This is a genomic window from Marinobacter alkalisoli, from assembly GCF_045449855.1.
Lineage (GTDB): Bacteria > Pseudomonadota > Gammaproteobacteria > Pseudomonadales > Oleiphilaceae > Marinobacter.
The window spans coordinates 121,980-144,619 of record NZ_JBJJLC010000048.1; the positions used below are offsets into that span (position 1 = coordinate 121,980).

The window sequence follows — 22,640 nt, forward strand, 5'->3', positions numbered from 1 at the left end:
CAAAGTTTTGCCAAACAAAGCCCGGATTAACACCTCTGGTGTCCGCAATTAACGACGCTTTGGCGTCCAGGCCCAGATCATTTCAATCTCGATGGGCTGCTGGTCTTCGCTGTCACGGATGGTGACCGGTACGGAGGTGTCCCCCTTGTCATCCACCTGCATCCGCTCCCGCTGTTCCGGGGTCAGGCGGGCTTCCACGGTCATGTCACCCTTGGCGCGACGGGTGTACTCCGCATGGGCGGTCTTGATCACGGGGATCTTGTCGTCCGGCACGTTCAGACCCACCAGGAACCCGGTCGCGGACTCCGCCAGCAACAGGGACGCCACGGCATGAACACCACCAATGTGATTCTGCACCCGGCGCTTGTTGGCAATACTGATGACACAACGCTCGGCGTCCAGGTGCTCAATGCGAATACCGGCAGTACCCGTGAACGGCACCACTTTGCCAAAAAACAGGGTCAGCGCCCGCGACCGGGCAAACGTGGGTAGTTTGTTGATTCTGCCGACAATACCGGCCAGTTTGTTGGTGGCGGCCATGGACGTCTCTCCAGTTAGCTGAAATTTTGAGGCAGGACAATAACCCATTCGTCGAAGGAAAGGAACGTTCAGTCAATGACGCCCGTCACCTCTGTGGCTATACTCGGCAAAACCGTAGTTCACGGATAACCCTCTCAATAACATAGGAAACAGCCATGAGTGACCTGAAAGCCCAGTTTGACGAAGCGGTTAACTATATCCAGACCGCTGAAGGCGATTTCAAGCCATCCAACGAAGTGAAGCTGGAGTTCTACGCCCTCTACAAGCAGGCAACCGAAGGGGATGTCAGCGGCAAGCGCCCGGGCATGATGGACTTCGTGGGTCGCGCCAAGTACGACGCCTGGGCCGAACTGAAAGGCACCTCAGGCGAGGAAGCCATGCAGAAATACATCGACAAGCTCAACGCCCTGAAATAATCCTGCCCAGACCTTTGCCGGCCGGGGCGCCCACTATCAGCGGATCAGGCCCCGATGCCGGCAACCCGCCCTAAATATTTTGCGACATTCAAATGATTGTCATAAGATGCGCGCAACATAAAAACAACAATGCATCCGGAAGAGTAGCCATGGACATTACCGAGGCGCTGGAACAAACCCAGCCGGGCCTTGTCGGCCGCGTTAACGAAGCAATCCAGAAACACCAACTGAACCAGCGGGCAAAGCAAACCTACCTGCACTGGATATCACGGTTCGTGCTGTTTCACGAGTTGAAGGACCCGCAGCACCTGGAAACCAAAGACCGCCAACTGTTTCTGACCTACCTGAAGGACCGTATTCAGCTGTCACGGGCACGCCTGAACCAGGCCAGCCAGGCCCTGACGTTTTTCTATGAGGATGTACTCGGGAAGACACCAGCCGAACAGACCGCAGCCGCCTAACGCTCAATCATATTGATGTTCTGCGCCTCATAGGTACGGTTCTCCGGCGGGCGGATCGTATAGTTGTTGCTGTGGGTCTGGCCGGGAATCACCTTGGGGTTGCTGAAGCGGAATTCCACTGGAATTTCGCTGCGGCCCAGGTCGGTGCGAGGATCCCTTGGCTGCAAGGCCAGGGGATCAAGATAGAAGTCCTCATCGGTGCGTGGCTGTACCGGCACCCCGGCCGCAGGCGCTTCCAGCCCACCCTCGATGACGGTATTGGCCAGGGTGTCCTCAGCCATGGACCGCAGGGGGATCGTTTCCATCGTGGAACGCTCGCGGTAGTCAAAGGCTTCGCCGCCCTCACCTTCAGCCATCGTCTGCGCCAGCAGTGACGCGGGCGACAGGGCCAGAGTCAGCACAAAACCACCTGTGAATTTCCAGAAAGAACCCATACCAAACCCGATCCGTGAGTCAATTTTTGATCAGTCTATCGCCAAAGGCGACAAAAAACTCAACGAGTCGTCAGGTTTGTGACGGTTTTCACTGTGACTACCCCGGGTATCAAGGAAAACCAGCGAGGTTTACAATGTCGCCAATAAAGCTCTCATATATTTACAGGTTCACATGGACACCAATGTAATTACCCGGGAAGGCCACGAAGAACTCAAAAAAGAGCTTGATTATCTGTGGCGCGAGGAACGGCCCATGGTCACCAAGAAGGTGCAGTGGGCAGCCAGTCTCGGTGATCGTTCCGAAAACGCGGACTACCAATACAATAAGAAAAGACTCAGGGAAATTGATCGAAGAGTCCGATACCTGCGACAGCGGTTATCCAAATTGCGTGTTGTTGATTACAGTCCTGCTCAGGAAGGAAAGGCCTTTTTTGGCGCCTGGGTTACCCTGGTGGATGACGATGACCATACCTTGTCATTCAGAATTGTCGGAGTTGATGAGATCTACGGCAAAAAGAACTACGTTTCCGTCAACGCCCCCATTGTCAGGGCGTGCCTGGGCAAGTGCGAAGGAGACGAGATCGTCGTCAAAACGCCCGATGATGAAAAATACTGGGAAATTGAAAAAATCAGTTACCAACCAACGGATCCGGATTAAGTTTCGGCGCCCTCCGGAAGCAGAGGCCAGAGGTTCGAACCCTCTCTATATGGCCATTTTTCTTTATTTTTTCAACTACTTACCACCACACCAAGACTCGACCGACCCTTTTTCTTGGTACCCATACACCCACGCTCTCACGTTTCTTGACTAGACCAATAATTGCCAACAGACTCTGAGATTACAACTGCAGCACTTACACGATCACCTTGGATATACTTGTGCTGCAGGCTTGCAGAGCAGACTGATGGCCGAGTGTCGGGCTCTCCCTATCATGCTTTCTTCGGCCCCTCCGTCAACAGTTTCGGCGGCTCGTCTAAATGAAATCCGTTAAATGGATCCGAGTTCTGATGGGGCTTAAGATCGGTGTAACAAAAACGGGCGTTAGGGCCACCCCCATCCACTCGAATGCAGGTGCCAGTTATATAGGCAGCCACCGGAGAAAGCAGATAGACAATGGCACCGGATATCTCGGAAACAGTCCCGTAGCGCTGTAGGGGAATCTTGGTGGGAAATTTGAGAATTTCCTTTTGGGCCTCAGGAGTGTATGTGTCAAAGCCACTACTGGCCACGCCGCCTACTGCCACCGCGTTAATCCGTACACCAGCTGAGGCCCATTCAGAAGCTGCGCTTTCTGTGAGGTTCCACATGCCTGCGCGTGCAGCGCCTGAGTGCGCGTATGCGGGCCAACCGTGCCACATATCAGCGATAATATTTACGATACTGCCACGATGCTCTTTCATCCACCGGTTATAGACCTCCCGCATGAAGATAAAACCACCGGTCAGATTATTCCGTACCACGGCCTCGAATCCGTTCGTGCTTATATCTTCCAGAGCCTGTCGATACTGGCCGCCTGCGTTGTTAATCAGCGCATCGATTCTTCCATGTTTGGTCAGGACATCTTCCACAGTCTGCACAACCATGGATTCTTCTCGAATATCACACACATGAGTACTGACAACTCCGCCACCTGATTCAATCTCTGCTTTCACAGATGCAAGCTTTTCCGGGTCGCGGCCTACAATGGCCACGGTCGCTCCCAGCGAAGCGAGTTCATGAGCAGTACAACGACCAATACCACTACCACCACCAGTAACGATCGCAACCTGACCATCAAAAAGTCCGTCGCGAAATACAGATTGATACCCCATATCATCCTCCAGGGTGTTTTGGTTAACTACCGACCAAGACTCCGTAGCCGTATATTTCCAACAGCATTCGAGCCTTGTTCATTCTGCGTCAGACGCTTTCGCATAAGGCCTGGCGTTCAGAATTACTCTCATTACCATCGCTTGGAATAGTGTCCTGTCGTTCACTCTCATCCGAGACAACAATCGGTGCAGGGTTAAGCAAGAAGTGCGATAACGCCGGTATGAGAACCAGGGCCCCCACCATATTGGCAAGAAACATAAAGGTAAGGAGGATTCCCATATCCGCCTGGAACTTGATGGGTGACCAGGCCCAGGTTATGACGGCAACTGCCAGCATAGCGCCCACCAGCGCGACAGTTCGGCCTGTAAATTGTAAAGCTTTGTGGTAGGACTCTCTGAGCGTAAACCCACTTCTCTGAAATGCCAGTTGAGTTGAAAGTAAATAGAGTGCGTAGTCAACGCCTATCCCGACCCCCAACGCAATCACTGGAAGGGTGGCAACCTTTATGCCCAGGCCTAATACCACCATCAGAGCCTCACACAACAACGTTGTTATAAACAGTGGCACAACGGCAACAACAACGGCTCTCCAGCTACGGAACGCCACCAAACAAAGTAAAATAACGGCGAGATACACATATAATTTCATCTCTGTACTCGCTTGCTCAACTGTGCTGTTGGTGGCAGCCTCGATACCAGCGCTACCCGCGGCCAGAAGGAACTTTTGGTCATCCGTGCTATGCGCTTCCGCAAAACCAAGCGCAGCCTCTGAAACACGTTCCAGTGTTGCTGCCTTGTGGTCCGTGAGGTTAGCGATTACAGGGAAAACCGAACATTCGGTATTGGCCAGTTCCGGATTATGAATGAGCACCTGGTTCCCTGCGAAATTGAGTATTCCCTGACTGCGTGCAACGGTCATCCATTTTGCACTACCCTCGTAGGCACCCGCCGTGATTGTTCTGATTGCATCCGGCAACGCTACGGTAGATTGGACGCCCGGAACATGCTGTAGGCGCCAGGCCAGACGATCAGCCTCGGTTAACGCCTCGTAACTTAAACACTCACCCTCGGGTGTAGCGACGATAACCGCGAACTGATCTGTCGACATGGAGTAATGTTCAGTAATGTAGCGATTATCGATGTTGTATCGAGAGTCTGCACGCAACTCAGGGGCGCCGCTGTCAAGGTCACCCACCTCAAGATTTAGGCCAATTACGTAGGCCCCAGCAGCTACGCATCCTGCGATAATGAGGGTTGGCAGCGCCAGGCGCCGTTCTGTCAGTTTTTCCAGCAGCACCCATACGTGGCCGATTCCCTTGCCATATTCTTTCTCACTCGAATGCTGAAGATCACGACGAACAGCGGCCTTATTTACACCCGTATATGAAAGAAAAACCGGCAATACGATAAGATTTGTGACAATCAGAATGGCTACGCCAATGCTTGCTGTGATTGCCAGGTCTTTGATGATGGGAAAATCGATCACCATCAACACAGCAAACCCAACAGCATCAGAGATCAAAGCGGTTACACCGGGTGTGAAGAGGCGTCTGAAGGTATGGCGTGCTGCCACGAGGGCATGAGCACCATGCCCCACGTCCTTCAATATGCCGTTCATCATTTGCGCACCGTGAGAAACACCAATGGCAAAAACCACGAATGGCACAAGAATAGTGAATGGATCAATCACAAAGTCCAGCGCCGAAACAACTCCCAGTTGCCATAAGACACCAGCCAAAGAAACACCCACCACCGCGAAGGTACTGCGAGCACAACGGGAGTAGCTATAGATAATAACCACAGCAATAAGCACAGCAAGTGCAAAAAACGTCGCGACCTTGGCAAGTCCATCCATAAGGTCACCAACAAGCTTGGCAAACCCGATAATCCGAATTTTTACTTCCGGCCCGGAATCCCCGTTTGCATACTTTGCACGAATGTTCTCTTCTAGTTCTGTAGCAAACTTCCGATAATCCAGCGGCTCCTTCGTTCTGGGATCTTGCTCCATTAAAGGCACAAAAATCATGCTGGACTTCTCATCATCCCCCACGAGATCACGAGCAACTCTGGAGCGCGCTACATTCCGTTTCAGTTGCTCAATACTTTCGGGGGAACCATCGTAAAAGTCACCAATAACCGCATCACCCCGGAAACCTTCCTCCGTCACTTCAACCCAACGTACAGAAGGTTGCCAAAGTGACTGCACCCCTACCCTATGAACACCATCGGTCAGTGATAAGTCCCTGGTGATCTGCCGCAGCTTCTCTAGATAACCTTCACTGAACACAGTGCCTTCCGTGTTCTCCACCACAACTCGGATAGCATTACCCAAGCCGGGTAGTTCTGACTTATAGTCAAGATAGTTCTGAATGAAGGGATGGTTCTGGGGAATCATTTTCTCAAAACTGGCGTTCATCTCCAGTTTGGTGGCTGCAAAATAACCCAGAACGATTGTTATAATGAAACAGATAAAAGCCACCAGAATGCGATTTTTAAATATCAGGCGCTCTGGTAAATTTCCGGAGTTAACATCAAAGTCATTCAGGTTTGAAATGACAGGTGTTTCTTCACGACCACTTTTAGTATCAGTCATAGCAGTCACTCTTCGCTGTTATCAGTCTGTGACGAGCGTTCGAGTGGTTGAACAGCCAGACCACGAACACCCACCACCAATACTTTGTCCCTGCCAACAGCAACAATGTCAGTTACTGGAAGCTTGGTCCCGGTTCGAATTTTTTTGAAATCACCGCCGCTGTCTTCAGACCGAAGCAACTCACCATTCTGATTAGCAATGACAATTGTGCCGTCAGGCATAACCGTTCCGCTCGTAATTGAACTTCTCATACCGGTCTCAACGCTTGACCAACTGACACCATCATCATCGCTTCGGAAAAGGTTACCCCTAAGACCAAAAACCAGCAGCACGTCGCTATCACCCGCTAAACCAAACAGAGTCCCCCGATAATCAACCGAGACATCAACGAATCGATTCTTTTCCCGATCCAGCCTGAGGACCAATCCTCGCTCCCCCACCAGATAAAGTTCATTTCCTATACGTTTTGCAGAATAAAAGTGAAGCTCCTCTGGGTTGTCGGTTTTGGCGATCCATGGGATCCAGCTCTTGCCTCCGTCAGAGGTTCGGAGGATTAGGTTGAAGACACCAAAAACGAATCCGTTATTTTCGTCTTCAAACCAAACTGTAAGAAGGGGGTTTTCTGGCCCCTGGGCCTGAAACCGATCGGCAGCCATTTGAAGTGCTTCCGATTCAAATTCGTCAAGCCCCTGAGGCACCGTATAATCCTCAAAAATCTGACCAAAAGAACGACCATCTAATTGCTTTATCCAGCTTTCTCCACCATCGACTGTCTTGATAACAACACCGTCGTGGCCCACTGCCCAACCATGAGTTGGTGTCGAAAAATGAACATCGGTCAGGTCGGTACTTACGGGCACCTGCGCCTGCTGCCATGATTCACCGTCATCATCCGAATAAAGAACATGACCTCTCTGGCCTACAGCGACGATACGATCACCAGCCGATGCAACTCCGTTCAACAGGCTCTTTGCTGCCAATGGGCTAAAAGCCGAGGCCGAATCAAGGGGATCTGTAAAGCCCCAGGATACTCGGCTCCCGACCGCGGCCAAAAGCAGAACCACAATAACCGTAACTCTCGAATAGTTTTGCATCACGCACGCTCAAAACAGAGTGTTTGTCTGACATGAGGGCGGCGGAGTACAAAGCACCCTACCGCCGGGTCGTTTTACCGAATACCAGCGCCGGTCAAAGCCGAAGGAGACCAAGCACGCTCAGGCATGGGATCAACGTACTCGACCCCGCCGCTGGTCGCTGTCCAGAAATTGATCGCATAAACACCTGCGTCCAAATCGTAAACAACGAAGTTGTCAGAGAATGACGCGGGAACCTCATAGCTTGGGGTCATCATCGCGAAGGCGGGACGGTAGAGCTCTCCGCTTTGATCATACTGATCAGATGCCAAAGCGACCCAGGAGTCTTCATCAAGATAGAACGTGCGTTTACTATAAAGATGACGGCTATCATCCCGAAGAGTTGCCTCAACTTCCCAGACCCGATGAAGCTCCCAGCGGACATGGTCGGGATTCAAATAATTTGCGGTTAGCAGTTCATCTGCCGTTGTGTGGTACGCCGCTTCGTAGGTGTTATAGGGGACATACATCTCCTTGCGACCAACCAGTTTAAAGTCAAACCGCTCCATCGACCCGAAGAAAATGAACGTGTCATCATAGGTCGCAAATCCACCCATTGAGGGGTTTGGCGTATCGAAATTCACGGAAGGTGCTAGTTTCACCCTTCTCTGCGCAGGCAGGTAGATGTAGGCACGGCGGCCCTGTTCTGTCGGATTCAGGGCATCGTGGACCATGATGGTCTCACCATTACGACGACGAGGCTTCTTGTATTCACTTTTTACCCTGGAGAACAACTCCGAGTCGGGGTTCTCGTCATAGTAAGGGAAGTCTGTTGAGTAGGTACCCCCCGAAGTGATTACCCGGTCGCCGTCAGAATCCACATAATATGCCTCAAAATTGAGAACTGCACTGCGGCCCTGATAGCGAGTCAGGTGGTTCCACATTGCCTCAAACCCAGTTTGTGGTATCGGAAACGGGACGCCGGCGTGACACCCTTTCATCGAAAGACCACCGTTATAGGTTTCAGCCGTTACCGCGCAGTCTCTTGTATTTTCGAGTATGTATTCTGGAAAAGCGGAAGTCCGGTGCGTTTCATAGACATTGATACGGAAATCCGAATGGTTTTCCATCAAAGCCTTTGTTCCCTCAGTCAGCTTGTCTTCATATTCAGACATGTTGCTGGCATCAATTGAGAATAATGGCGACTCGTCACTGAACGGATTGGGCCGAACACCGCTACCCTCCTCGAACTCTTCAGGTATATCTTTAAGACCACCGGTATAGGGGGGAATGCTTCCATCATCATTCCCAGCCTTGATAGCGCCTACCGCAGTGAGTTCATTACCCAGCTTGGCAGCTTCTTCGTCAGAAACCGCTGAGACGGCAGCGCCCACATACATCAGGGCTGTAATGCTTAGAAGTACTTTCTTGATAATCATATCCAGTTCTCCTCGGGAATCGGATCAAAAGGTCGCTTTTGCGGTTAGGCCAACCCAGCCGCGGTCTCTCAATAGGGTGCTCAAACCGTTTGCGCCAGTGATCGCCGTATCACCATTTGCGTTCTGTGATCTCTTTACATCACCAAAGTAATCAACGTATTTGAGGTCAACGGTATATTTAGAGTAGAAATCAGCACTTACACCAATGCTGTAATTGCCGTTACCTTCATTCCCGCCTAGCTGAGTAGGCGCGTTCCCTTCAATGGTCTGCGAATATGCCATTGGCATCGAGAGATTTACGCCCGAAAAAACCTGAAGCCAGGTCGGCTCAGCAGTTACCGAGACGGCCCACATATCATCGGTGGCACACTGATCGCCCTCATCCCGGAAGTTAGCGCCTAGTTCGTTCCGGCGACTCTCATCACAGGTGCCATGGCCTACGCCGTGATACATATCTTCGTTCTCGTCAACACTCTGGAGTCGAGCATAAATGGCCTCGACACGAAAGGTACCTGAATCCCACAGTGGGCTTTTGGGCAAAAGGCCGAGAAGGCTGGCAGAGCCATGGAGTGTCTTACCTCTCGCCTGAAACGAATTATCAATAAGCTCCGGTGCTCCGTTGGGATGGAGGGTGGGATCAAAGGCTACCTGGCCAAGAGTTCTGGCAGCCAAGGGCATGTTATTTCGGTATGAAACTTCGGCACCAAGACTCATATCACCCACCTGTTTCGAAAGGCTGACACCGAACAGGTCAATGTCCTCACCAAAATAGGAGCGATAATCAGAACCGATGAGGAAAAATGCTGGAATCTTGTCGGTAAAATTGCGGTAGTAGAATCCAAGCGTTCCATCAAGCCATCCTGGACGCCATAGGGTCTGGACACCCCAGTCTCCAGTGCTATCAGGCTCTTTTATTCCTTCATTATTCACTGTACCCGGTATAAGTCCGTCGGGACCGTAGGCAACGAAATCGGCGGGACCAAGGTAAGTGCCACCTTCTGGAATTCGGGTAGGTTCCCAATCAAAATAATAGTTAGCAGCAATGGAAACAGTATCTGTTGCGATCAGCTGCGTAGATACCTGGTTTAGGGGAAGAAAGAGCTCCTTTGCACCAGCACCTGGTGTAGCGAAACCCTTAATCAAGTCTAAGGGAGATTGGGAGTAAGCAATACCATTTATCGCTGCCCCCAGAGATAAAGACTCCCCCCAGTAGACGGTGTGCTGTCCTGCCTTTACCGTCAGTGGCATTTCACCGATGTAGAAGCGACCGAAAGTAAACGCGTCCAGTATTTCGCCTGAGGGCCCCTTATAGAATCTCTCGGTATAGCTACTATATTCGTCATCCTCATAACTACCCGGCGCATTAAGGTCAGGGTTTCTGGTTGATTCAGCATCCCTGTAGGCGTGGTCATACCAGCCGGCTGCGCTCACTCTGAAGCCATAATTTCCCTTGTAGATGAAATCAAACTCAGTAAGCACGTCGACGCGATTGGTAACAATATCGCCTTTGTCTGCGAAGTGCTCACCTTCGTCGGAGATTGAACTGTTACCTACCTGGCCGATATTTTCTGCCCGCACACCAAGGTTGTATCGAAGCGTATTATCCCATGCAATCTCAATATCGCGATTACCTGTATCCACCTGGAACGCCTGAGCGGACGCAACCAGCCCCAAAGAAAGTGCCACACCTGTCGCCAGGGCAGAGAACCTGAAATCAGGCGTCTGCCTGCTATTCGTATTATCAAGCTTTGTCGGTCTTGTTGTTGTTAACATTTCGACCCTCCGGTAAATCAACTGTTTTTGTACCTTGAGCCTGTCGGGCGAACGCGTTGCCAAATCTGATACGCCCTGAAGGCTGAGCCAAAGAACACACAAATGCATTCCTTATTTCGTATGCTAGCATAGCGTATGCAGGCATTCCATATTGATGCATCTTTTTTTTGTATCGACTCAGCCTGGGTTGATAGAGACACACTTCAGGACAAAAAAAGGGAGCCAGCGGCTCCCCAAAATCAATACAGATCAGTTGTGCTTAACGGATACTGATTGTCGTATCGTAAGTGAAGCCTTCAAACTCTGACTTGAGAGCGGCTTCAAAATGGGAAGGATTACCTTCCTTCAACTGGATGTGCACACAGACCTTCGGACGCTTACCATTCTCATCCAATGTCACATTGACGAGGCCAGAAGCGCCAACGACCTGCATCGCAACACTTTCTGAAACTCGACACATCGCGTCTTTGCGGAGCACAGGTTTATTGATCTTGCCAACCGCAGTTAATGGCAGCTTCTCGAGCAAAATGATCTCGGCAGGTATTGCGGCACGTTCTTGTACTTTTTCCCGACACAGCTCCAGCAGGTCTTCAGCAGTCACCATGCTGCCGTCTTTCAACTCAACATAGGCAATGGGCATTTCACCCTTTACAGGATCAGGCCGGCCAACTGCCGCAACACTCAATACATCAGGGTGACCGGCAAGCACCTCTTCCACTAGCTTGGGGTCTATATTATGCCCCCCCCGGATAATCACATCCTTTGCGCGACCAAAAATCCATACACTTCCGTTATCATCCACGGTCCCGAGGTCACCGGTATTCGCAAGGCGTCCACCATCCGGCAGACCGTTCACAAAAAAATCTTTGTCCAGGGAGGGGTCAACATACCCTGGAGTAATACCCGGCCCACTAATTGCCAAAACGCCCCGCTCCCCAAGAGCGCACTGCCGAACAAAGTTATTACTGTCATCCACTTCAACAGCCATAACGGAGTGATAAGGAAGAAACTTACCGACAGAGCCAACCGAGGGCTCTTTTCCATCAGGACGATTGGCGGTCACGACGCCGTGAATTTCCGACATCCCCCACACTTCTCGCAACCAAACCCCAAAGCGGCGGTGAAACGACCGCATCAACTCAACCGGAACCGTGCTGGCACCACAGTTGAATGTGTGAATTGAATGCCCTTCCGAATCCGAGTCCGGAACAGCCAAAATTGCAGATGCCGTGGTTGGTGTTGCAAGCACGGAGGTCATTTTGAAGTGTTTCGCAATGCTCCAAAAATGCTTGATAACGCCCGGGTTACGGAACCCTTCTGTCGTCAGTGTCACTAGTGTCTGACCAAAAATAATTGCTCGCAATGCCACAACAACGAGCCCACCCACATGGAAATTTGGCATGGCGTGACCGACAACACCTTCTTGCTCCGAACCCATCACTGCCCCAACGCTCCAGGCATTCAATAGCTGCCCTCTATGATTCATTCTTACGAGCTTGGGAGCTCCAGTCGTCCCTCCTGTCGGTAAATACATGATATCGGCATTTGTATCTGCGACAGATTCAAACTCGAGCCGACCACCCGCGGAAGCTTCCACAGCTCTCATGAACTCATTGTTATCGTCGATTGAGTCCACCAGCAACACTTTCCTCAGGCTGGGGACACGGCGACGAATATCCTCCAACTTATCCCAGCATCCCGGGCCAAAAGCAGAGGTACCAGTCACCAGAACGGTAGCCGAAGCTGCATTCAGAATGCTGACAACAACGTCAGCGTCCAGGTAGGGATTAATTGGACATGCTATACCTGCAGTCTGGGCAGCCCAGGTTCCAATCAGCGCTTCAGGAACCATTGGCAACATCAAACCGACCGCTACAGGCTGCCCCTGGGACAGTTCATTGAACAGGTTGGCCGACTTTTCGATTAAATCAACCAGGCGCTTGTAACTAATTTCTCTGGGCGCGACACCCGTATCCGCCGATAACAGCTGGACTATCGCCGGCTTCGACGGCTCGAGAACGGCAGCAGCGCGAATGCACTCATATGTGGTCTGTGCAGGCAGCAACTGGTCTGGCTGATAAGCCTGTATCGCGTTCCGATGCTCATCTGTCTGCAATCTGGCCCTCGCAATTTTTCCTGGCCCGGGTTCTCCGCCAGGCAACCACACGTTAGTTGCCGCTGCGAAAACGTTCTCGGTGTTCATGTTGGGATCCGTCATAACCATACCCTCTGGTTCTTGTTTTCTATGACTGACGATGCTCCAAAGGCTTAGCTCGACCCGTCAGGAGACATCCGTCTGACTTTCTTGACTAGCATATCGTATGGTACTATATTTTCAACAGAGTTTTCTTTATTGATAATTATTTACACAGGCGATTCGATTGTTTTTGCCAATCAGAAGGAGAAGAAATGGCCTCGGCCTCTCTTCTCCATCGATATCCTGTAGAGAACCGATTTTGGAGTATGTGTTTTGGAAGAAACGTACCTCCAACCAGCGCATCTGGTTGAAAGCGACACGTCCGAGATCATAGCGTTCGCACGTAAGACAGCTTCAGGCTCTACGACTGACGTTGAGATAGCCGTAAGGCTTTATAACGCTGTGCGTGATGGTATCGCTTACGACCCATACCAGGACTTCAGAAAAGAGAGTGTCTTTTCTGCCAGAGACACCCTGACAAGGGGGCGCGGTTTCTGCATTCCAAAAGCCGCACTACTTACCGCATGCGCTAGAGCACAAAACATTCCTGCCCGTCTGGGTTTCGCCGATGTTAAGAACCACCTCGCCTCGAAACGAATGATTGAGGCGTGCAATGGTGATGTCTTCCGATGGCATGCCTACTGCGAACTTTTTATTACTGATAAATGGGTGAAAGCAACACCGGCATTTGATCGTGAGCTATGTGAACGCACCGGTTTAACACCATTAGAGTTCGACGGGCGCAATGACTCGATCTTTCACTCGTTCGACAACGACCGGAGACATATGGAATACCTGAACTACCATGGTCTGTTCGTCGGAGTACCATACGAACAAATTATCTCTACGTGGGAACGGTTTTCACCAGGCTTGCTGGATAAAAATTATCTCGCAGGCAGCACTTCATTTTCCGACGACTTAGCATCTGGCTCACACTAACCAAAGCTATCCCGGAAACAATACCTTGCAAACAACCAAAATTCAGGATTTTACAATGGGTGACAAAAAAGCAATCTGGGTTCCGAAACTAAATGAAGCCGCAGTATTAATCACAGGAGGCACCTCCGGAGTCGGGTTTGAAACCGCCAGACAGTTTGCCGCAGTAGGAGTGACCAGAATTGGTCTTATTGGACGAAACAAGGAACGGGGACAAAATGCGAAGGAAAAAATCGGTCAGGAGTTTCCCCACATCAAGGTTTCATTTATTTCTGCCAATGCCAATGATGCGAACGAGGCTAAAAAGGCCGTGGAGCAGGCGACGTCTGAGCTCGGTAGCGTCGATATCCTAATCAACTCGACTGTCGGTTCCGCCGGCCCACAACTGTTCCACGATATCCCCAGAGAAGAGCTTGCTGACATTTTGACCCAGCAGGCTCTCGGGCCCATCGTTATGAGCCATGCTGTTATGCCCGGAATGAGAGAACGTAACGGCGGCGTTATTTTGAACATCGCTTCCGATGCAGGAAAGGTGGCGACACCTGGTGAATCCGTCATCGGGGCGGCCATGGCAAGCATTATTATGTTTTCACGGGGGCTTGCGATTGAAGCGAAGCGGACCGGTATCAGGGTGAACGCGCTGACGCCATCGCTCATCGAAGGCACCATGACGTATGACCGTATCCGCAATGACCCCTTCAGCTGGAGAATTTTCGAACGGGCTGCGTCCATGGCTCATCTTGGCGTTGTTCAACCAGAAGACCTTGCCAGCATGATTGTATTTCTTGCCAGTCCGCAAGGTGCGAAGATCACCGGTCAAGCCATAAGTGTGAATGGTGGTATTTCGGCCGCGTAGTCGTTCTACCAGATGGAAGAACGGGGGTAAATTTCCCCATGCTTTCAATAGAACATGTAGGGACAGCACAGAGCCCAGTCGGACTTTCATGTTAGAATATATCTCTTAACTGGTATCGCCTGATCAGTTCCAGCAACTGGCCTAGGCGCTCCCTACACGCACTCGTTATTCGGAATTCCCATGGTTGAATCCACGCTTCCATTGAAAACCCGTTCACGGCTGACTCCAGAAGAGCGCACGACAGAGATCATGTCGGTGACTCGCCAGTTACTTGCTGAAAAAGGCTATCAAAAGGTCATCACAGCTGAGGTGGCGGAGCGTTGCGGGATATCCGAGGGAACTATTTTCAAATACTTCAGTAGTATCAGAGAACTATTGATCAAAGTTTCGGAGGAATGGTTTGAGGAAATTCTCGGACTAGTAAACGCTTCAACAGCACGCGACGGTAGTATTCGTGAGCGCCTGAGGCAACTCATCTGGCAAAGCCTTTCTATAGTCCGTAAAGAACCTTCGCTTACGCGCTTTATTCTCATGGAACTCAGAGCAGACCCAAACTACCGAGAGATGAAAATCTATAGGCTGAATCAGCGTTTCACGGCCAAGATCAATGATGTTCTTCAGGAGGCCATAGATACAGGCGTCTTCCGTGACGACGTGTCTGTCAGCCTTTTGCGGGATATGATCTTTGGCTGTATAGAACATCAAACCTGGATCTATCTCAGAAATGAAGGCGACTTCTCAGTAGACGAAACCACCGATGGCATCACCAATGTAATATTCCGAGGTATGGCAAAGCCGGAATTAACCGATGCCCAACGCTGATCAGTGACCCTCGAAACTGGGCCTTTCCTTGTTGGAAAATGCAGTGAATGCCCGTTGAAAGTCCCCCGTTGCCAAACATATGGCCTGCGATTTGGCTTCGGACTCAAGAATCTCATCCAGGCTCATCGTCCACTCCTGATTCACCAGCGACTTCGTCATAGTATGGGCGAACCATGGGCCGTCGACAAATCTTCGTGCCAACACATGGGCCTGCTCAACCAATTCATCAGATTCATACAGCGCATTAAAGAAACCCCACGCTAGCCCTTCATCAGCCGTCATTGCTCGACCGGTCATCAGCAGCTCCATCGCCCGCCCCTGCCCGATGATTCTCGGTAACAAACCACAGGCGCCCATATCGGCACCGGATAAACCAATCTGGTTAAACAGGTATGCCGTCTTGGTATTGGGTGTCCCCAGTCGAAGATCCGCAGCCAAGGCGATGGCAGCGCCACCGCCTGCGCAAGCGCCTTCTATAGCGGCTATGATGACCTGTGGCGCCTGACGCATAACCCGAACAAGCTTCCCCATCATGCGTGTAAAATCCAGTAACTCCGCAGCCCCCATTTTCGTCAGAGGTTCAACCACCTCGAAAAGGTCACCTCCAGAACAGAAGTCACCGTTATCCCCTGTAATAATAACTGCCCGAACATCATTCGCCTGACTTAGCCCGTCAAACAACTGAGTCAATTCGGCAATAACGGAGATGTTCAAAGCGTTTTTCTTTTCCGGTCGACTCAACGTAATGACGCCAACCCGACCATCTTCTGAGCAGTCCCATTTAAAATGGCTCGCTCTGTATCCCTGAAAAGGCTTCTTTTGTTCGGCCATCGAAAATCCGTTCATAGTGTGCTCTCACATCAATCCTGATACATATACTTTGCCACCAGCAATCTCTGGATCTGGTTAGTCCCTTCCCAGATCTGTGACACCTTGGCATCCCGCATCATGCGTTCAACCGGATAATCTTTCATGTAGCCATACCCCCCAAGAAGCTGAACCGCATCCGTGGTAACAGACATCGCGGTATCAGAGCAGAAGGTTTTCGCCATCGACGCAAAAGCCCGCGCACGATCATCATTATCCCCAGCGGCTTCTACTGCCCGATAAAGCATTGACCGGGACGACTCCACGGCAATCGCCATATCAGCAACCATGCCTCTGATCATCTGAAATCTCGAAACCTTCGTTCCGAACTGGCTTCGCTCCGAGGTATAGCTGATTGCCTCTTCCAGCGCCCCTTGTGCAAGACCTAGGGCCTGTGCTGAAACCAGAGGACGGGTGTAAGTCAGTGTCTGCATCATGTATTCATAACCCTTTCCAGGGTCACCGACTACTCTGCCTTCGGGAATGAGGCAGTCTTCAAGCATAATGTCAGCGGTGGGGCTGCCGCGCATACCCATCTTCCGTTCCAGCTTCCCGATAGAGAAACCCGGATCGTCACGGTGCACCATAAACACACCAAACTCCCGCTCAGATATGCGAGCTAACACTGCGTACCAGCTCGACCACCCTACGTTAGATATAAAGCGTTTTTGTCCATTGAGCAACCAGCCGCCATCAACTTTTTTGGCATTGGTTTTCAAACCGGGCAAGTCAGAGCCACCCCCAGGTTCCGTAAGGCAAAAACTGGCGCCACTATTCCCACTCACTATCTCAGGAATAATCTGCTGCTTGAGCTGTTCACTACCAAACCAGGCCAGTGGTGTTATTGCTGCCCAGGGAATAAGCAAAACCAAAGCAGATGAGCCGCAAACTCGTGCAACCTCTTCGACGGCAATGACTTGCAATAACAGGTCGGCGTCGGAGCCGCCGAGTTGCTCTGGGAAAGGCAGGCCATTGAGTTCCATACTCTTAAAAGCAGTAACAGATTTATCGGGGAACTGGCCATCATCATCCACCACCGCAGCATACGGGCGGATTTCGGACTCAGCCAGACGCCGGACCTGTCTCCTGAATTCTTCATGGATTGTCATTTCTGACATAACTCCTTCCTCACTAGAGAACAGCATCAGCTCAAGATCATTTATTGATTACGCCTTGAGCTCTAAGTTCAGCAACTCGCTCGTCAGTAATTCCCCAATCCTTTAAAACTTCGGTCGTATCCCGGCCAGTTTTCGGCGGTACGCGAATAACCTTTGAAGGAGTCCGACTGAACCTGGGAGCTGGGGAAGGATTTGTGACACCATCAATCTCGACAAACGCCTCACGTTCGACGCTATGGGGATGAGAGATGTACTCATCGGTTGTAAGTACTGGTGCGAAGCAGGCATCCGTCCCTAGAAGCAGTTGACACCATTCGTCACGGGTCCGAGATTTGAAAACTTCGGCAAAGCGGGAGTTCAGCTTTTGCCACCCCTTGGGATCGTTCTGCTTTGGAAGCTCTTCATCTCCTAGCCCAAGGCGATTTAGCATTTCACCATAGAATCGCCCTTCAACTGGAGCAATGGATACATAAAGCCCGTCACTGGTTTCATATACGTTGTAGAAAGGGGCACCGCCATCGATAAGATTCGTGCCACGACTACCGGACCACTGCCCCATCTGCTTCAGCGCATATTGCATGGTCATAAGGCTGGATACGCCGTCAACAATCGCGGCATCCACCACCTGCCCCTCACCCGAACTTCGCGCTTCAATGACGGCAGCCAGTAACCCCAGGGCAAGGTAAAGAGCCCCACCGCCGAAGTCCCCTATCAGGTTAAGTGGTATGGTGGGAGAGTCGTCACGTTTACCGATGGAATCCAGCACACCCGTGAGGGCAATGAAGTTAAGATCATGCCCTGCCGCTTTGCTCATTGCCCCATCCTGCCCCCAGCCAGTCATGCGACCATAGGCAAGTTTTGGATTCAGGCTTAGACATACGTCCGGTCCAAGCCCCAACTTTTCCATAGCACCTGGCCTGAATCCTTCTATAAGAACATCAGCTTTCTTTACCAATTCATGGACCGTCTCCAGTCCCTGCCTGGACTTGAGGTCAATGGCGATGGAGCGTTTATTCCGGTTAAGGAGATCAAACTTAGATGGAAAATTAATGCCGCGATCTACCTGGTCAATCCTGTCTACCCGAATGACGTCAGCACCCATGTCAGCCAGCAACATGCCGCAAAAGGGACCTGGCCCTATCCCAGCCATTTCAACAACACAAACTCCAGTCAACACGCCCACATCAACCGCTCCAACTTTGATTAACAGACTAAGCATTCCCTGACCACTAACGACAATAGCGATCAGAAGCGACCGACAAAATCGACCCTGATCGCTCAGGAAAGTACTTCCAGAAACTTACCTCCACCGGCGGTCCAACTGTCGTTCATAGCGAACTAGCCAACGCTGCTCTACGACAACCGGCAGACTTTCTACCCAATGTATGCACGCCTCTGCGTTATGAAGACACTGGGTGGCTATCAAGCCCCGATAAAAGACAAGACTAGTGAGCCTAACTCACTTAGTCAATAGAAAAAGACGGCATGAGTGACTATCGATTGTCGTAAACATATTTTTTCGCCGATAAGTAAGCTGCCAAATACTAAAGTGCATCCCGAAGCTTGGACAGTCGCTAACCCTTGATTCCTCCTCTCTAAGAATATCGAAGTAAGTGAGCTTGACTCATTGAGTTGAACTCACTTAGTATTGGAGGCATAAAAGGCAGCCGCATCAAAAGCGCCTTGGTCACAAACATGGACAAAAAAACAGCACTCCGAGCAAAAATGCTAAGTCATGACCGCTCACTGAGCTGTTTTGCAAATCGAGAGCACCGCAATCATGAGTATAAGCAGCGTAGAAGCGTTTCAGGTGATGAAGAATGTCGCGCAGCACCCCGATGAATACCTGGCCGAGTGGAAAGCGCGGCACAAACAGCTCGTTATTGGCATCTTCCCTATGAATTTTCCCGTGGAAATTATTGCCGCCACTGGCGCCTTGCCGGTCATCATTCAGGACAGTCGAGAGCCCATTTCTGAAGGCAATACGATTCTTGCAGAGTTTTACTGCGGCTATACCCGCAGCATTGCCGACCAAGCCATGAAGGGCCAGCTGGATGTTTTTGACGCCTTCATGAATGCCGATCACTGTATTCAGCTATTGGGGGCTGTGGATGTGGTTAGAGAGATGCTGTCAGACAAACCGGTGTATTTTGAGCATCTGATTGCTGCAATGGACGACTCGTGGACCAAAGAGCAAGTACAGAAAAAAATCCATGCCTTTATCGCCGAAGCGGAACGAATCACCGGCACAAGTATCAGCGACGAAGCCCTAACAAGCTGCATCCAGTCTAATAACAGAAATCGTCAACTTCTGAGACAGATGTTTGAGGCGCGCCGAAATGGCGACGCCCAATTCTCCCCCGCAGAACTGCAGACGATGATTGTATCCAGCATGATTATGGATAAAGACGAACACACCGCTTTGCTGGAGACTGTGCTGGCGGAAGCTGCCAGCAAGCCCCGGGACAACCGCATACGCCTGCACCTCTCCGGCCACTTCTGTCACGCACCAAGAGTAGAGCTATTTGATCTACTGGAAGAATGCGGTGCAGTCATTGTCGATGACGACCTTTATACCGGTTCCCGTTATATATCTACCGATGTCAAAGAATCGCTAGCCCCCAGAGCCGCGTTGGCGGGCTGGTACTTTGATCGAAACGAAAACATCCCCTGTCCCACTCGCGTTCAAAAAACGGTGAACTGGGACGAATACCTTATCAACGCTCTGAACAACAGCGGAGCCGAAGGCGTTATCGTGATGATGGCCAAATTCTGCGAAGCCCATATGTTTTACTACCCGGAGCTACGCAAAGCATTAGAAGCCCAAAACATACCCCACCTACTCATCGAAACCGAACACGAAGGTATACCAGTGGAAACTTTGCGCACGCGAGTAGAGGCCACGATCGAGCGGATTCGCCGCAAATCGCCCACTCGCCAGACTACACAGGAGTCAGCATAATGAGCAGCGCGACACAAAGCAGCGTGAACCGCCTAAAAAGCAACGACGCCGGGCGGAACATGATCAGTGATTACTGGGACCGTATCTTTACCGCCAATGAGCGTAATGCCCAGGTGGTCTGGTATAACGGCGCAGCATTAAACCCCATTTTTCAGGCTGCAGGGCTTGAATGGGCGCACGGCGAGGCCTTCGCCGCCCGCCTTTCTGCGCAAAAACTGGAGAAGTCTGCCCAACTGGCCGCCCAAGAATATGGTTATGTTGGCGAGCTATGTTCATACGCCCGCACACATTTAGGCACAGCTTTATTGGCCAGGCAGGCCAGAGAAAAGTTTGACAAAGGAATTGTTGACAACGCTGACCGGGACGACTTGGCAAGTCGCTTGCCTATGCCCAACTTTATTGTTAACTGCTATGCCGGCTGCAGTACCGGCCAGCAATGGGATGACATGACTCACCGGTTGCTCGGCAAAGATACGCCTATATTTAACGTGTCACTGCCGTTTCTTTGGGGCAATGGCGCTGACGCCGGCTATCTGAAAGGCAAGGAGTGGGAAGAAGCCTCTGACTATGTTGCCGACCAACTCTACAAACTGATCGATTTTATCGAAGCACAAACCGGTCGACCCTTTGACTGGGAGGCCCTGCGCGAAGCTATGACCTACATTAAACAAGCAGCGGAAATCCGTCGGGAAGCCATGGCCATGTGCGCCAACATGCCCGCGCCCGCCACGTTCTGGGATTGGATTGCCAGTGTTGCTCATATCAACTTTTTACCCGCAGGGCCTGAGCTGGTTGAATATTTCAGCAAGATCCGCGAGGAAGTTGCCCAGCGTATTGCCAATGGTGAAAGCGCAATTAAAGACGAAAAGTACCGACTGTACTTTGACGGTATCATGAATTGGAACAAACTGGGCACCCTTGCCAAACTCTTTGCCGAGCGCAACGTGGCCGTTGTCGCCGGGCGCTACACCCACAAACCCTTCTGGCAGGAGCCTCAATTAATCGATACTGATGACCCAATACGCGGTATGGCTCAGCACTACTTGCTGTGCCCCACCAATCATGGCTTTCAGACCATCAAAAACTTCACCAAAAATGACTGCGACTTTTACGGGCTGGACGGTATTGTCTTTCATTCTACTCGCACCTGTCGCGCATTTACTGGACCTCAGCAAATGCTGGCTCGAGCCATGAAAAAAGAAATGGGCATACCATCGATCTTCTTTGAAGGTGATGTTGCCGATGAATCTTTTTACAAAGGCGAACTGCTGGAAAGCCGCTTGGAGGCCATGTTAGAAGCCATTGATGTGCGCCGGTCTCGCAACTTTATCGCCTCGAACTGAGCTTTCAAGTGTCCCCGTGAGATCCGCTGCAGAAAAAAGGAATCCATTATGAGCACAAGTACCGCGTATTTTATGGGGGTCGACCTGGGCTCCACCACCGCCAAGACAGTGATACTGGACGACAATGCCAAGGTGCTTAGCGCCTGCATTGTACAAATGGGAGCGGTGAGCCAGCGAGGTATGGAACAGGCGGTGGAAAGCGCCCTTGAGAGCGCAGGCATCGGCAACCAAGACCTCAGCTATATCATTGGCACAGGTTATGGTCGGCGATTGGTGCAAGGAGTTGGCCGCACCTTTACCGAAATCACCTGCCACGCTAGAGGCGTGGCAGCGATGTTCCCCGAAGCAGAGCTAGTTATAGATATCGGCGGCCAAGACAGTAAAGTCATCGCGCTAGACGGACAAGGCCTAGTAGACAACTTTGCTATGAATGACCGGTGCGCAAGCGGCACAGGTCGTTTTTATGAAGTCCTAGCTCGGGCACTTGAGTGTGACATTGCCGAGGTCGGCGCGCTCGCAATGCAGGGTAGCAAAGACCTGGAAGTGAGCAGCATGTGCGCAACTTTTGCAGAAACTGAAATTATTTCACTGCTTGCAGAAGGCAGAAATCCCGCCGACGTTGCAGCCTCAGTGCACAGCGCTATTGCCCAGAGAGCTCTAGGTCTAGTCGCGCAAGTGGGTAAGCGCAGCACCATTATCATGACCGGTGGTGTAGCGAAAAACCCGGCGGCAGTGCATTTTTTGGAGAAGGCACTTAAGCAAAAAATTCAAGTACCCAAGGACCCGCAAATAATGGGTGCCTATGGTGCTGCACTATTAGCGCTGGAGCTCTCAACCGGCCGCCAGATCACTGAATATGACACCGCAAAAATTGAAACACTGGAGAAGAAGGTGGAAGCCGCGTTTCAACCGAAGAATCGAAGCGTGCCAGATTGCATGAAATGCACTTCTTGAACCTTGCTCACAAAATATACTCAGCCCCGAGGCCTTTGAAATGG

The 22,640-nt window shown here is 51.1% G+C and carries 20 protein-coding genes; 9 read left to right on the forward strand and 11 right to left on the reverse strand.

Features of this window, described 5'->3' with window-relative positions; genetic code table 11:
* Nucleotides 1–48: 48 nt before the first annotated feature.
* Nucleotides 49–540 (reverse strand): DUF4442 domain-containing protein, encoded by a 492-nt coding sequence (locus tag ACJO5Y_RS17890; protein ID WP_406989113.1) that lies wholly within the window; start codon nucleotides 538–540, stop codon nucleotides 49–51.
* Nucleotides 541–695: 155 nt separating this feature from the next.
* Between ACJO5Y_RS17890 and ACJO5Y_RS17895 the strand changes: the two genes are divergently transcribed.
* Entirely contained in the window at nucleotides 696–956 is a 261-nt protein-coding gene (locus tag ACJO5Y_RS17895) for an acyl-CoA-binding protein (RefSeq protein ID WP_406989115.1), read from the forward strand.
* A gap of 149 nt (nucleotides 957–1,105) precedes the next feature.
* Nucleotides 1,106–1,417, forward strand: coding sequence for a phage integrase N-terminal SAM-like domain-containing protein (locus ACJO5Y_RS17900; protein WP_406989116.1), 312 nt, complete (start codon nucleotides 1,106–1,108; stop codon nucleotides 1,415–1,417).
* Here ACJO5Y_RS17900 and ACJO5Y_RS17905 read toward each other — a convergent pair.
* Nucleotides 1,414–1,851 carry a hypothetical protein gene (locus ACJO5Y_RS17905; RefSeq protein WP_406989118.1) on the reverse strand — a complete coding sequence of 146 codons (438 nt, stop codon included), beginning with the start codon at nucleotides 1,849–1,851 and terminating at the stop codon, nucleotides 1,414–1,416. The genes ACJO5Y_RS17900 and ACJO5Y_RS17905 overlap by 4 nt on opposite strands.
* 172 nt (nucleotides 1,852–2,023) lie before the next feature.
* Between ACJO5Y_RS17905 and greB the strand changes: the two genes are divergently transcribed.
* The gene (gene greB / locus ACJO5Y_RS17910) at nucleotides 2,024–2,509 is read left to right on the forward strand and encodes a transcription elongation factor GreB (RefSeq protein ID WP_406989119.1); all 486 of its coding nucleotides are present in this window, start codon (nucleotides 2,024–2,026) and stop codon (nucleotides 2,507–2,509) included.
* A 272-nt stretch (nucleotides 2,510–2,781) separates the two neighbouring features.
* Here the strand turns inward: greB and ACJO5Y_RS17915 are convergent, their stop codons facing one another.
* The 6 genes from ACJO5Y_RS17915 to ACJO5Y_RS17940 form a co-directional block, all read right to left on the reverse strand.
* On the reverse strand, nucleotides 2,782–3,663 hold the full coding sequence (locus ACJO5Y_RS17915) for an SDR family oxidoreductase (RefSeq protein WP_406989120.1): 882 nt from the start codon (nucleotides 3,661–3,663) through the stop codon (nucleotides 2,782–2,784).
* 88 nt (nucleotides 3,664–3,751) lie between these two features.
* On the reverse strand, nucleotides 3,752–6,256 hold the full coding sequence (locus tag ACJO5Y_RS17920; RefSeq protein ID WP_406989121.1) for an efflux RND transporter permease subunit: 2,505 nt from the start codon (nucleotides 6,254–6,256) through the stop codon (nucleotides 3,752–3,754).
* A 5-nt stretch (nucleotides 6,257–6,261) separates the two neighbouring features.
* Nucleotides 6,262–7,350 (reverse strand): WD40/YVTN/BNR-like repeat-containing protein, encoded by a 1,089-nt coding sequence (locus tag ACJO5Y_RS17925; RefSeq protein ID WP_406989123.1) that lies wholly within the window; start codon nucleotides 7,348–7,350, stop codon nucleotides 6,262–6,264.
* A gap of 74 nt (nucleotides 7,351–7,424) precedes the next feature.
* Nucleotides 7,425–8,768 (reverse strand): DUF1329 domain-containing protein, encoded by a 1,344-nt coding sequence (locus ACJO5Y_RS17930; RefSeq protein WP_406989125.1) that lies wholly within the window; start codon nucleotides 8,766–8,768, stop codon nucleotides 7,425–7,427.
* 24 nt (nucleotides 8,769–8,792) lie between these two features.
* Nucleotides 8,793–10,541, reverse strand: a complete 1,749-nt coding sequence (locus ACJO5Y_RS17935; RefSeq protein WP_406989126.1) for a DUF1302 domain-containing protein — start codon at nucleotides 10,539–10,541, stop codon at nucleotides 8,793–8,795.
* Between the two features lie 259 nt (nucleotides 10,542–10,800).
* Nucleotides 10,801–12,744, reverse strand: a complete 1,944-nt coding sequence (locus ACJO5Y_RS17940; protein WP_406989128.1) for an AMP-binding protein — start codon at nucleotides 12,742–12,744, stop codon at nucleotides 10,801–10,803.
* 267 nt (nucleotides 12,745–13,011) lie between these two features.
* On the opposite strand from ACJO5Y_RS17940, the gene ACJO5Y_RS17945 reads away from it, so the two are divergent.
* The 3 genes from ACJO5Y_RS17945 (at nucleotide 13,012) to ACJO5Y_RS17955 (ending at nucleotide 15,352) form a co-directional block, all read left to right on the forward strand.
* Entirely contained in the window at nucleotides 13,012–13,677 is a 666-nt protein-coding gene (locus tag ACJO5Y_RS17945) for a transglutaminase-like domain-containing protein (protein ID WP_406989129.1), read from the forward strand.
* A 25-nt stretch (nucleotides 13,678–13,702) separates the two neighbouring features.
* Nucleotides 13,703–14,530 carry an SDR family NAD(P)-dependent oxidoreductase gene (locus ACJO5Y_RS17950; RefSeq protein WP_406989131.1) on the forward strand — a complete coding sequence of 276 codons (828 nt, stop codon included), beginning with the start codon at nucleotides 13,703–13,705 and terminating at the stop codon, nucleotides 14,528–14,530.
* Nucleotides 14,531–14,710: 180 nt separating this feature from the next.
* On the forward strand, nucleotides 14,711–15,352 hold the full coding sequence (locus tag ACJO5Y_RS17955; protein ID WP_406989133.1) for a TetR/AcrR family transcriptional regulator: 642 nt from the start codon (nucleotides 14,711–14,713) through the stop codon (nucleotides 15,350–15,352).
* On the opposite strand, the gene ACJO5Y_RS17960 is transcribed toward ACJO5Y_RS17955, so the two are convergent.
* The 3 genes from ACJO5Y_RS17960 to ACJO5Y_RS17970 are packed head-to-tail and all read right to left on the reverse strand — an operon-like array spanning nucleotide 15,353 to nucleotide 18,556.
* Nucleotides 15,353–16,183 carry an enoyl-CoA hydratase family protein gene (locus ACJO5Y_RS17960; protein ID WP_406989134.1) on the reverse strand — a complete coding sequence of 277 codons (831 nt, stop codon included), beginning with the start codon at nucleotides 16,181–16,183 and terminating at the stop codon, nucleotides 15,353–15,355.
* Between the two features lie 29 nt (nucleotides 16,184–16,212).
* Nucleotides 16,213–17,337: an acyl-CoA dehydrogenase family protein gene (locus ACJO5Y_RS17965; RefSeq protein ID WP_406989136.1), complete on the reverse strand. Its 1,125-nt coding sequence runs from the start codon at nucleotides 17,335–17,337 to the stop codon at nucleotides 16,213–16,215.
* A 37-nt stretch (nucleotides 17,338–17,374) separates the two neighbouring features.
* Nucleotides 17,375–18,556, reverse strand: a complete 1,182-nt coding sequence (locus ACJO5Y_RS17970) for a CaiB/BaiF CoA transferase family protein (protein ID WP_406989138.1) — start codon at nucleotides 18,554–18,556, stop codon at nucleotides 17,375–17,377.
* 561 nt (nucleotides 18,557–19,117) lie between these two features.
* Between ACJO5Y_RS17970 and ACJO5Y_RS17975 the strand changes: the two genes are divergently transcribed.
* Genes ACJO5Y_RS17975 through ACJO5Y_RS17985 form a run of 3 tightly spaced genes read left to right on the forward strand, consistent with a single transcriptional unit; the run spans nucleotide 19,118 to nucleotide 22,596 of the window.
* Complete coding sequence (locus ACJO5Y_RS17975; protein ID WP_406989139.1) at nucleotides 19,118–20,299, forward strand: 2-hydroxyacyl-CoA dehydratase subunit D; 1,182 nt, start codon at nucleotides 19,118–19,120, stop codon at nucleotides 20,297–20,299.
* Nucleotides 20,299–21,642: a 2-hydroxyacyl-CoA dehydratase subunit D gene (locus tag ACJO5Y_RS17980; RefSeq protein WP_406989140.1), complete on the forward strand. Its 1,344-nt coding sequence runs from the start codon at nucleotides 20,299–20,301 to the stop codon at nucleotides 21,640–21,642. The genes ACJO5Y_RS17975 and ACJO5Y_RS17980 overlap by 1 nt, the downstream gene beginning before the upstream one ends.
* A 48-nt stretch (nucleotides 21,643–21,690) precedes the next feature.
* Entirely contained in the window at nucleotides 21,691–22,596 is a 906-nt protein-coding gene (locus ACJO5Y_RS17985) for an acyl-CoA dehydratase activase (RefSeq protein ID WP_406989141.1), read from the forward strand.
* The last annotated feature ends 44 nt before the right edge of the window (nucleotides 22,597–22,640 follow it).